The organism is Asaia sp. SF2.1 (assembly GCF_000505765.1).
Lineage (GTDB): Bacteria > Pseudomonadota > Alphaproteobacteria > Acetobacterales > Acetobacteraceae > Asaia > Asaia bogorensis.
Window position 1 is genome coordinate 142,789 of the sequence record NZ_AYXS01000023.1, and the last position, 11,921, is coordinate 154,709.

Sequence of the window (11,921 nt, forward strand, 5' to 3'; positions counted from 1 at the left end):
TGGCTCAAACAAGGCGGTGACAGAGGTCAAAGGCATCTTCTGCCAGTCTGTCGTGTAGCTTTCCAGCCCCTGTGAGACAACAAGCCTGTTCATGGCAGGCCTGTGAATATTTCATGACAGGGTCAGAAACTGCGCCCCTCGGCCCAGCCGTGAAGCAGATAATGCATCAACGGGCCGGGTGCCCAGCCCCGCACGTCGGGCTGGGCATCTTCATAGGCAGCGGCTGACCAGGGGCGGGTCATGCTTGCATCCTGAAACAGGATCGGCCCATTTTCGACATGCGTTGGCAGCGAGGACGCTGATTTTGCCCATGGAACATACGCCTGGAGCAACCCGTCATACCGGGACAGAAAATGCCGCTCGTCCTCCAGAAGAACACCGACAAGATGACGCCCCGGCAAATTCGGGGTCGCGGCATAGCGCATCAGGGCCGGTCGGTCATCCGGATCGAGAAGTGAATTAGAGAGCTTGAGACGAGCGCGACGCTGCATCTCTCCATAATCGTGATTATGCCAGTGCAGATAGGTAAAGCGTGTGAGCGCAAAGCCCGGTGCGCGCATCGATGTCGGGTTGTGCTGGCCGTTATCGACGACACCAACGCTGCGTGACGGCAAAAACCCCTTATAGAATCCCGTATCGACAGCAAACCACCCGCTACGCGCCGGCACATTGAACAGCGATGTAGCAATACGGAGGGCACGCGTCTCGCCGAGATGATACGCAAACTCACGCTGGATGACTGAAGGTTCTGTGGAGAGCCCCTCATCCCCCACCACGGCAAGAAACTCGTCGCAATCGACGGGAAGCGCGAAGTCATAAGGCGCGCCACGGTCCCACTCGCGTATCTGTTCGGCGAAATGCAGACCCTTGCCGTGGAAATCACCAGGGTCATCGCAGTCGCGTCGTACCGTGACACCACATCGTTCAGCCTGCGTCAGCAGATGAAGGGTCAAGGGGTCACGCGACCCGTTATCGAAGATCGTGAGGTTAGAAAACCCAAACACCCGCCCGTAATAGGACAGCCACGCCATAAGCATGGCGCCTTCGTCACGCTGCATCATCAGGACGCGAATTCTTGGAGCGAATGTAATGAAATATCTCCCGGACGGACAAAGCGGGGCATTTACCTAGCCATAACGCCGTATCTGCGGCATTGCTGACGCCAACGACCGGGATAAGGTCAACGATGCGACTGGCAAGAGAAACAGATCATGAAAACTGCCCCAGCCAACAGCCCCTTTATTGGTTATTGCGAAGGGCTCCAGAAGGAGACCCTGATTGGTTGGGCCGTCAACCGGCTTGATCCTTCAACGCCGGTGCGTCTTCATATCCTGATCGACGGGCAGGAAATCGCGCAGATCCTGGCCGACCAGTCCCGCAGCGACGTTCAGAATGCTCTGCGGACACCTCACGACAGACTGGGTTTCACCTTCTCCATTCCTGCAAAATTCATGGACGGCGCGCAGCATGATTTGTCCATTCGCCTCCAAGACCGAAATTCTTTGCCGATAAAGAACGATTCTTTACCTGAAGGAAGGGATTTAGTCTATAGATTTACTCTGGAGTCCAGACCTGAATACACAAGCTGCGTCGATGGCATCAAGCAAGGCTCTCTCAAGGGCTGGATCCTGCAGAAGATGCCGACAGACGCAGACTGGCGCGGTGACTGCATTGTTTCGGTAACAGCCAATAATGTCCTGGTCGCCCAGGTGCGTGCCGATCGCTATCGTGGCGACGTTGCTGCCGCTGTGGGCTGCAATCCGAATTGCGGGTTCGAAATTCCCATCCCGCAGCGCTTTCGCGGCTCTTCGCCAAGAAGCTTTTCGGTCAAAGTCATGCCTGAGGGGGAACACCTCATGGGCAGCCCGTTCACAAGCTCGATTGCCGATGACGCGCTTGAAACGCGTCTTCTCGATATTGCCGAGACAATCGACCGCCTGCACCGCGAGCTGACCAAGCTGCGCACCGAGATACGCGCTGCCATCCCCCAGGCAGGATATAATCTTGGCAATTATGACCGCTGGGCCTCGCTCTATTATCCGGCCCTGCGCGAGCGCACAGCGCTCCTGCGCGTCAAGGCCCCGCTTGCAGATGAACCGCTGATCAGCATCCTTTGTCCCACTTACAAGCCTCTGAAGGCAGACTATGTCACCGCCATCAACTCGGTCCTGAACCAGACCTATCGCAACTGGGAACTTCTCCTGATTGATGACGGCATGGTCTGCCCCCAGACGACAGCGCTGATGGAGGAATATGCCGCCAAGGACAGCCGTATCCGCGTTCTCCCGCTTGCGGAAAACCAGGGAATTTCCGGCGCTACCAATGCTGGCATGGAAGCTGCCAGGGGCGCCTACACAGTGTTTTTCGACCATGACGACATGCTGGTCGATGTCGCGCTTGAAGTCATGCTGCGCAAGGCACAGGAGAGCAATGCGCTCATCATCTATTCAGATGAGGACAAGGTTGATCTGGCCAATAACTGGCAATCCCCCAATTTCAAGCCTGATTTCAACTACCGCTATCTGCTGGGCTGCAACTATATCTGCCATCTCACGATGGTTGAAACCGCGACCATGCGCGCCATTGGCCCGCTGCGCGCCGAATATGATGGTGCGCAGGATCACGATTTCATGCTGCGTGCCTGTGAAACCGTTCCTCATGATCGCATCGCCCATGTGTCAGAGCTGCTCTATCACTGGCGCATGACGCCCAATTCGACCGCGGTGACGGTGGGCAACAAGAATTACGCGATCGCCGCCGGGGTGAAGGCCGTCTCGGACCATCTGACACGTCGGGGCTTCTCGGCCGATGTCTCGTCCATCAATGGCCTTACCCTTTACCGGGTGGACTGGCGGCTCGATGCCGCCCCCAGTGTCTCGATCATCATCCCGTTCAAGGATCAGATCGACATTACGCGCCGCTGCCTGGAAACCCTGCTGGAACGCACGGATTATCCGGATTTCGAGATTGTCCTGATCGATAACTGGTCAGTCACGCCCGAGGCACATGCCTTCATGCGTGAGTTCGATGACCAACCCAATATCCGCTTTCTGACAGTGGAAGAGCCTTTTAACTATTCGAGGCTCAACAACCTTGCCGCGGCCGGATGCCGGTCCGACTATCTCGTGTTCATGAACAATGATGTGTTCGTCGAACACCCCAACTGGCTGCGCCTGATGATGAATGAAGCGCTGGCCGATACGGGCGTCACCGCCGTTGGGGCGCGCCTGCTCTATCCCAACCAGACCATACAACATGCCGGTGTCGTGGTTGGCCCTGCTGGTGTCGGGGCCCATGCCCATCGCGGCTGCGGCCCTGAGGATTACGGCTATATCGGTCGTATCCTGCTTAGCCATGAGGTCACGGCGGTCACCGCCGCCTGCATGCTCGTGAAGCGCTCGGTTTTCGAGGAGGTCGGGCAGTTCGATGAGACCCATCTGAAGATCGCCTATAACGATGTCGATCTTTGCCTCAGGATCCGGGCGGCCGGTCATCGCATCATCTATTGTGCCGAGGCACTGGCCTGGCACCATGAGAGCATCTCACGCGGCTCGGATGATGTGCCGGAGCAGGAAGCGCGCTTCTTCGAGGAAGGGCAGGTCATGCAGCAGCGCTGGGCCGGACACCCACTCTATGAACGCGACCCCGCCTATCCGCGCTTCTTCACCGTCGATCTCCAGCCCTTCTTCGATCTGGTCGATCCCCAGCGCACCTGATCGGAACTACCCGCATGAAGGGCTCGCGCCCGTGACAAGGCGCTTGCCCGCGGGAGAGGGTGTTCCCCTCTCCCGCCCCGGCTCACACGCGGGGTATGTTGTTCTTCTTGGTTCTGAATTCGTCGGCAATGCTCAGCACATAGATGCCAAACCCGCCAAGCGAGAGCGCGAGCCCCACCCAGCCGACTGACGTCCAGCCAAGCCCAGCCGAGATGGCAAGTCCACCCAGCCAGGGGCCGACTGCGTTGGCGATGTTGAAAGCACTCTGGTTCAGTGCGGCGGCGAGGCCTTCCGCGCCAACCGCCACAGTCAGCAAGCGCGCCTGCACCACAGTGGCAAGACCGCCGCTGGCACCGATCATGAACACGTTGATGGCCAGAGGCACGAATTTATGCGCAGCCTCAGGAAAGCCCGCCATCGATGCCGCCCCCATGAGCAGCACACCCGCAAGGGTTGGCATCATCTTGTGATCGGCAAGCCAGGCACAGACCAGCGTGCCGATTGTCATGCCCACACCGAAAACCGCCAGCATGATCGGCACATAGGATTCCGGCACCTGCGTTACGTTGATCATGATTGAGGCGAGATAGGTATAGACGCAGAACACACTGCCAAAGCCCACCGCACCGATGGCAAGCGTCAGCCAGACCTGTCGCAGCTTGAGCGCCGTGAATTCGTTGAGAATACTGGCATCCTTGCGCGGCGCATCCTTAGGAGCAAAGATACTCAGCAGAACGGCAGTGCACAGCGCCAGAAAGGCAATGAGGGCGAAAGCCCAGCGCCAACCGACAATCTGACCGATACCATTCGCCAGCGGCACACCACCGATGGTGGCAATGGTCAGGCCCAGAATGACACGGCCCACAGCCTGGGAGCGCTTGTTAGGCGGCACGAGTGATGAAGCCAGAATGCCGGCAATGCCGAAATAGGCGCCATGCGGCAGACCACTGATGAACCGACAGGCCAGAAACAGCAGATAGTTCGGTGCGATCGCACTGACACCATTACCGATCATGTAAAGCAGCATCATGCTGATCAACATGGTGCGTCGGCTGATCCCGGCGCTGAAAAGGGCAATGGTCGGCGCCCCGACGCACACGCCTGCCGCATAGAGCACGATGGCATGACCCGCTTCGGGATCGGTCACCCCAAAGCTGTGGGCAATCATGGGCACAAGGCTCATTGCGGCAAATTCTGCCGTGCCGATTGCAAAGGCCCCGAGCCCAAGACTAAAAAATATGATGCGAATGTCGCGCATCGACCGAGCCAGATCGCCAGATCCCAAGCTGCTCATGCCACCCTCAGCCAGTATGAAGAATGATTCCCGTGAATAAGGGCGCGCCCATGGACCTTACCGCATACCCCGAGACGATTTCTGCCCTTACCCTAGCTTCGGACCAATACGAAGAGGCTCTGGCGCAAAATGATGTCACCGCCCTTGATGCGTTGTTCAGCAATCAACCGAACGTGATCCGCCTCGGCGCGACTGAAAACCTTTTCGGACCGGAAGAAATCGCTGCGTTCCGCCGTGAACGCACAGGTGGCGCGCCCCCCCGTGAACGCCTGCGCCGCGACATCATTTCTCTTGGTGCCGATGCCGGTTGTGTCACCATCCTGTTCCGCAATCTGCGTACCGGGCGCATCGGTCGTCAAAGCCAGACCTGGATCAGGCAGGACGCGACGTGGAAGGTCATTGTCGCGCATGTCTCGTTTCTCACGTGATCGGCCTGCATCAGAGCGCTGAGTATTGAAGGCATGAGAGACGGGACCTGGTTCGGAACGCATCAGGAATTACCGTGACTGACGACCGCGTCCCTCACACCATGATGAACTATTCGACATGAATAAGAGCCCCAGTTTGACGGGGCTTTAGCGCAACCGGCTCCCCTCAGGCACGTTTGGAGATCATCGCTTTGCGCGAATGTCCGACATCAAACTTGTTAGGGTAGATCAATGACCACGAAACACGCGATGCATACGACCCAGAATGCTCTGAAGTCCAACGCCAAGACCGTGTCGATTGAAACGCTCAATGCCCGCCTCGCCGATCTGATCGATCTGGCGCTGATCACGAAGCAGGCACACTGGAACCTCAAGGGGCCGCAATTCATCGGCGTGCACGAAATGCTCGATGGCTTCCGCGACAGCGTTGACGATCTGGTGGACAAGGTTGCCGAACGCGCCGTCCAGCTCGGTGGCACCGCCTACGGTACAGTGCAGGATGTCTCGAAGAATTCAGCCTGCACGCCCTACCCCACTGACGTGTATAAGATTGCCGATCATATCTCCGCCCTGATCGACCGCTACGCAACGGTTGCAAACAATGTGCGCGAGTCTATCGACGTGACGGACGAAGCCGGCGATGCCGATACGGCCGATCTTTTCACCGAGGCGTCGCGTGCGCTCGACAAGCATCTGTGGTTCCTCGAAGCACACACGCAGGAGCCGACGGGCGAGATGCGCGATGGTGACCATAAGGGCGCGCGATAAGTCCTGCCGGCCTTTCTGACAGGAAGAAATAATGAGAGCCCCATCGTAAACGCTACGATGGGGCTTTTCCATGACCTAGCAGTCAGATTCGGGGCAGAATCTACTCTATGCTTCTGTAAAAGCAACGATTATCGATCACCGACCAACCGTTATTTTATCGTTTTATGATATTTAACGGTTACATCGGATTACTTGCCATTAAATATCTTAAAATAACGTAACTGGTATAGTTATCTAGCAATCTTTAACGGCACAATCCTCCTAGCGCCCCCGGGCTTTTTTTTAGAGGGTGAACCGTTTTGACCATTGTCACGATTGTAGGCACATCAGGTACAGCTATTCAGGTCACTGTCGGGGGCGGCAAGGCACAGACCCTCGCCCAGACTTATGCCCAACAGATGTCCGATGCCTATAAACGGAACGATCTCAAAACAGTTCTTGTGACCGACTCTACCGCCCGGACAATCACCACGGGTAATACGCTGCTTGAAGGCTTTGTCACCACCGGTGGCAGCTTTGCGCCTCTCGGCACCTACGATTTCATCGGTGTGGGTGGGTGGGCCGGGAGCGGCATTCAGTCAGGCGAGACATTGCTGAATGAGCGTGTGACCATCGACGGTAGCGGTGTGACGCCGACTACGACCCTCTCGGTCCTGGGCGGTAGCACGGCAGGTCTGACCTATGAGGCTGGAAGCGGCAACGGTAGCTTCCTCGGCCTCTCCGGCGACAACTATTTTAACGGGAACACCCAGAGCGCCAGCTGGACCATCCTTACCGGCGACGGCAACGATACGATCCTCGCGACCAACGGCATCAACACCATCGATGCCGGAACCGGTCGCAACGTCATCCAGCTTCAGCAGGGCACGAACTATGTCGCCTCGGAAGGGCAGGACACGATAACAGGTCAGGAAGGCGGCAGAACCGTTCTGACGCTGACTGGCGGCAACGCCCTGGTCACTCTGGGCAGCAACAGCTACGTGAGCGACGAGGCGACGATTGGCAGCCATATCACGATAGGTGATGACAGCACTGTCCAGGCGGGTCAGGGCTCGACCATTGTCTTTTCAGGCAAGAATGGCACAATTTCCGGGGTGCATAACGATACGGTCTCGGCGCTCGGCAATCTCACAGCCCTGAGCGGTAGCGCGCAGACCCTCAGCGTGAACGGCGCACTTCAATTCATTGCAGGCACTGGCGCAACCCGGATCACTGCCGATCAGGCCACGCTGTGGGGCGCCGATGGCCTGAGCGCCAACATCGACGTGAACAAGGCCTCTCTCTGGACCGGTAACCAGTCCGGCAGCAGCAGCGCCGAAATGATCAACGCTTCGTCATCGAAGGGATCGTTCGAGGCCTGGACCGGCGCAGGGCAACAGACGATCATTGGCAGCGAGGCCTCGGATCATTTCGTGTTCGGCACCCGTTACAGCGGCAATGAGGGCGAGACCTACGTCACGGTGACAGGCGGCAATGTGGCGGCAAACACCTTCGGCGTGCTGGCTGGTCACACGGCAGGCGACGTCACCATCACAGATTTTTCGGCTGTCAGTGGCAACAAATTCTTTATGTATAACTACAAGCCGGCGGATGCCGAGGCTGCTGCGAAGGAGTTGCTGGCCACGGCCACAGTGTCAGGAGGCAACACCGCCATCATGCTCGATAACAACATGAAGGTGACCTTCATGGGTGTGACCGATCTGAAGGCCAGCAGCTTCGATATCAGCTAATCCAACCCCGGCTGACGACCGGAGGACGGCCCCACGTCATCGCCTGCCAACCACGACGGGACGCGTGAACAATTACCGATCACCCACCCTGCGCTGTCCGTCACGCAGGGCGGGCGTGCGTTTGTTCAGCGATTGACCAAAGCCATATTGCTCTCATTGTAGCGCAGGCCTGTAACGGTCCCGGCGCTAAGCGCCTTGTCGAGCACAACCATATCCTCATCACCAAGACGCACGTCCAGTGCACCCAGATTCTCATCCAGATAGCTCTGTCGCTTCGTGCCTGGAATAGGCACGATGTCCTGTCGCTTTGCCAGCAACCACGCCAGGGCAATCTGGGCCGGTGTCGCGTCATGCTGGCTGGCAATCACACCCACAATCTCGGCTGCCTTCTGGTTCGCTGCAAAGGCTTCACCCTGAAAGCGCGGGTCAGTATGCCGGAAATCGGTCGCCGGATAGGATTCCGCGGGCTTCGCCGTCCCGGTCAGGAAGCCACGGCCCAGCGGGCTGAACGGCACGAAACCAATCCCCAGTTCACGCAGGGTAGGCAGGATATCGGCCTCGACATTACGCTCCCACAGCGAATATTCGCTCTGTACGGCTGTGACGGGATGCACGGCGTGAGCCTGCCTGATGGCCGCTTTACCAGCTTCCGACAGGCCGAAATGCAGAACCTTCCCCTCCTCGACAAGCCGTGCTACCGCGCCCGCCACATCGGCCATGGGCACGGCCGGGTCCACACGATGCTGATAGAGCAGGTCGATATGGTCGGTCTGCAGACGTCGCAGCGACGCCTCGACCACTTCCCGGATATGATCGGGGCGACTATCGACGCCGCAGGATTTTCCATTGTCGATTTTGAAGCCGAATTTTGTGGCGAGCTTCAGGGCACTGCGCCGTCCTGCCAGAGCGCGGCCCAGCAACTCCTCATTCAGAAACGGCCCGTAGACCTCGGCCGTATCGAACAGGGTAATGCCACGCTCTATCGCGCGGTCGAGTGTGGCCAGGCTCTCGCGTTCATCGGCAGCACCGTAGGACTGGCTCATCCCCATGCAGCCCAGCCCCAAAGCCGAGACGCGCAGCCCTGATGCTCCAAGAACGCGATATTCCATAGACCGACCCCTTTACCTGCAAAACTTTCAATCCGGCAGAAACAAAGCGGGGCGCGGGTCAGGGTTTCTTGCGAGACGATGGTCTTTTGGCAGGTTTATCGAGCAAGCGGCTCAGATACCCCACCATGAGCGCCTCATCGGCGCTCAGGCTGGTGCGTGCGCTCTCCTGTTCCAACAGGGTCTCAGCCTGACGAGCAAAGGCTTCGCGCAGGCTTCCGTCTAGATAACCGGTCAGGATCTGCGGATGGATATAGCATTTGCGGCACACGGACGGGGTGTTCCCCAGTTGGGACGCGACATGCTCGATCGTGCGCAGGATGTTTTTCTTGGCCCTGGCACGGCTGTCGCTTGCCTCGAGGCTGGACAGCGTGAGCGCTGCCAGATGGGTCGCCGCCCAGGTTCGGAAATCCTTGGCAGTGATATCCTCTCCGCTGATTTCCTGCAGATAGGCATTCACGTCCTGAGAGTGGATCTCGTGCGGTTCGCCCTCATCATCGAGATACTGGAACAGTTTCTGTCCGGGCAGATCCTGCAGCCGTGAAATCACGCGGACGAGTTTGGGGTCGCGCACGTCAAGATGTGCCTCGATCCCGTGTTTGCCCCTGAAGTCCAGCGCCAGCTTTCCTCCCTCGATATGCGCGTGCCGATGCCTGAGTGTCGTCAGGCCAAAGCTGCGATTATCCCGGGCGTAGGTCTCGTTGCCGATACGCGCCATTGTGCGCTCCATAAGCCGCACCACAGCGGCCAGCACGCGCGCCCGGTTGAGGCTGGGATGTCTGAGGTCGTCATCCACGCGCTGTCGTATCAGAGGCAGCTTGTCGCCAAAGACCAGCATACGCGCAAATTTGTCCTCGTCACGGATCAGGCGCCATCTGGGGTGGTAGCGATATTGCAGCCGGTTCCGGCTGTCCTTGCCCACCGCCTGCAGATGCCCCTTCGGGTTGGCGCAAATCCATACGTCCCGATAGGCAGGAGGAATTGCGAGCCCCTTGATTCGTGTGAGTTCCTCTGGGGCTGTGATACGATCTCCCGAAGGGTCACGATAGAAAAACCCCTTACCTGCGCGGTGGCGGGTGATACCGGGGCCGGAGCGGTCCACATAGGTCAGGCGAGCGGACCGGGCATGTTGGCGCGCCTCCTGCTCGGCACTCGCTGTTGTCTGGCTTTGCATGGCACCCATTCTCCCGCTTCGCGCGGGTTGGTCCCCGTGCATGGGTGGAGAAAAGCGCAACAGGGGCAGGAGGGTTCCCCCTCCTGCCCCCGCCCTGCAAGTCCACGGCCTGACCCGTGCCCGATTGTCCCCGCAGGCGTTACTCGGCAGGCATACGGATCAGATAGTCGAAGGCGGAAAGGGCGCTCTTCGCTCCCTCGCCCACGGCAATCACGATCTGCTTGTAGGGCGTCGTCGTCGCATCGCCTGCGGCAAAGACGCCCGGCACAGAGGTTGCGCCGTGATCATCGACCTTGATCTCGCCGAAATCGTTCAGTGCCAGAGTATTGCGCAGCCACTCGGTGTTGGGCAGCAGACCGATCTGGACGAACACGCCTTCGAGCTCGATCCTGTGGTCCTTGCCATCGCCACCACGATAGGTCAGGCCGTTGACCTTGTTACCGTCACCTTCAATGCGGCTCGTCAGTGCCTCGGTCAAAACCGTCACATTGGGCAGGCTGCGCAGCTTGTCCTGCAATACCTTGTCGGCCTTGAGCTTGGAGCTGCGCTGCAACAACGTGACATGCCCGACGATACCGGCCAGATCGATGGCCGCCTCGACACCACTATTGCCGCCGCCAGCCACGGCAACACGCTTGCCCTTGTAGAACGGGCCATCGCAATGCGGGCAATAGGCCACACCCTTGGTGCGATACTGCTCCTCACCCGGCACACCCAGCTGACGCCAATGAGCCCCTGTGGCCAGAATGACTGTACGGCTGTGCAGGATCGCACCGCTCTCAAGCGCTATGCCATGCAGCCCACCCGGTCGCGCGGCGGGGAAGAGTTCCTTGGCACGCTGACCGGAGATGATCTCCACATCATAGCTGCGCACATGGGCTTCGAGCTGGGCGGAGAGCTTGGGTCCCTCGGTTTCCTTGATCGAGATGAAGTTCTCGATCCCGGCCGTGTCCATGACCTGACCACCGAAGCGATCAGCCACAAGCCCCGTCCGCAGTCCCTTGCGTGCTGCGTAGATGGCAGCTGACGCGCCAGCAGGGCCGCTGCCGATGATCAGCACATCGAAGGCAGGCATGTCCTTCAGACGCTCTGCCGCACGACGCGGGGCGTCGTCATCCAGCTTGGCGAGGATCTGGTTCACATCCATGCGGCCAGAACCGAAGGCCATGCCGTTCAGATAGACCTGTGGCACAGTCATGATGTTCTTCGATGCCACTTCCTCCTGGAACAGGGCACCGTCGATGGTCGTGACATTGATAGCCGGGTTGAGCACGCTCATGGCGTTCAGGGCCTGCACCACATCAGGGCAGTTCTGGCACGACAGCGAGACGAAGATCTCGAACCGGAACTCGCCTGCAAGCCCCTTGATCTGCTCGGCAATTGCCGGCTCGATCTTGGGCGGATGGCCACCCGCCTGAAGCAACGCCAGCACGAAGGAAGTGAATTCATGCCCCATCGGGATGGCCGCAAAATTCACGCCATGTCGGCTGTCGCCACGACGGATCAGGAAGGACGGACGACGCTCGCTGACACCGTCTTCCGAATAGGTCACTTTATCGGAAAGGGCAGCAACTTCCTGAAGGAGTTCACCCATCTCCCGCGCTTTCGCGCTCCCGTCGAGGGACGCTTCAAGCACGACCGGGTGGCCCAGATTGGCGAGATAGGTCGAAAGCTGTGACTTGATGGGGTCCTGCAACATCAGGCT

General features: G+C 58.8%; 9 protein-coding genes. 4 read left to right on the forward strand and 5 right to left on the reverse strand.

The window, feature by feature from the left end; translation table 11 throughout:
- Positions 1-122 precede the first annotated feature (122 nt).
- Positions 123-1,061 carry a glycosyltransferase family 2 protein gene (locus tag P792_RS30100; protein WP_023979061.1) on the reverse strand — a complete coding sequence of 313 codons (939 nt, stop codon included), beginning with the start codon at positions 1,059-1,061 and terminating at the stop codon, positions 123-125.
- Positions 1,062-1,211: 150 nt separating this feature from the next.
- On the opposite strand from P792_RS30100, the gene P792_RS0119195 reads away from it, so the two are divergent.
- Positions 1,212-3,716: a glycosyltransferase gene (locus P792_RS0119195; protein ID WP_031241010.1), complete on the forward strand. Its 2,505-nt coding sequence runs from the start codon at positions 1,212-1,214 to the stop codon at positions 3,714-3,716.
- Between the two features lie 82 nt (positions 3,717-3,798).
- On the opposite strand, the gene P792_RS30105 is transcribed toward P792_RS0119195, so the two are convergent.
- Complete coding sequence (locus tag P792_RS30105) at positions 3,799-4,974, reverse strand: MFS transporter (RefSeq protein WP_031241011.1); 1,176 nt, start codon at positions 4,972-4,974, stop codon at positions 3,799-3,801.
- 86 nt (positions 4,975-5,060) lie between these two features.
- On the opposite strand from P792_RS30105, the gene P792_RS30110 reads away from it, so the two are divergent.
- From P792_RS30110 to P792_RS30120, 3 genes are all read left to right on the forward strand, one after another.
- The gene (locus P792_RS30110; protein ID WP_023979064.1) at positions 5,061-5,438 is read left to right on the forward strand and encodes an AtzH-like domain-containing protein; all 378 of its coding nucleotides are present in this window, start codon (positions 5,061-5,063) and stop codon (positions 5,436-5,438) included.
- Positions 5,439-5,669: 231 nt separating this feature from the next.
- Positions 5,670-6,206 carry a DNA starvation/stationary phase protection protein Dps gene (gene dps / locus P792_RS30115; protein ID WP_023979065.1) on the forward strand — a complete coding sequence of 179 codons (537 nt, stop codon included), beginning with the start codon at positions 5,670-5,672 and terminating at the stop codon, positions 6,204-6,206.
- Between the two features lie 299 nt (positions 6,207-6,505).
- Positions 6,506-7,936, forward strand: a complete 1,431-nt coding sequence (locus tag P792_RS30120) for a hypothetical protein (RefSeq protein WP_023979066.1) — start codon at positions 6,506-6,508, stop codon at positions 7,934-7,936.
- A 125-nt stretch (positions 7,937-8,061) separates the two neighbouring features.
- On the opposite strand, the gene P792_RS30125 is transcribed toward P792_RS30120, so the two are convergent.
- From P792_RS30125 to ahpF, 3 genes are all read right to left on the reverse strand, one after another.
- Positions 8,062-9,045 carry an aldo/keto reductase gene (locus P792_RS30125; RefSeq protein WP_023979067.1) on the reverse strand — a complete coding sequence of 328 codons (984 nt, stop codon included), beginning with the start codon at positions 9,043-9,045 and terminating at the stop codon, positions 8,062-8,064.
- Positions 9,046-9,103: 58 nt separating this feature from the next.
- On the reverse strand, positions 9,104-10,216 hold the full coding sequence (locus tag P792_RS30130; protein WP_023979068.1) for a DNA topoisomerase IB: 1,113 nt from the start codon (positions 10,214-10,216) through the stop codon (positions 9,104-9,106).
- A gap of 139 nt (positions 10,217-10,355) precedes the next feature.
- A complete protein-coding gene (gene ahpF / locus P792_RS30135; protein ID WP_023979069.1) occupies positions 10,356-11,915 on the reverse strand; it encodes an alkyl hydroperoxide reductase subunit F in 1,560 nt (519 codons plus the stop codon).
- Positions 11,916-11,921 lie beyond the last annotated feature (6 nt).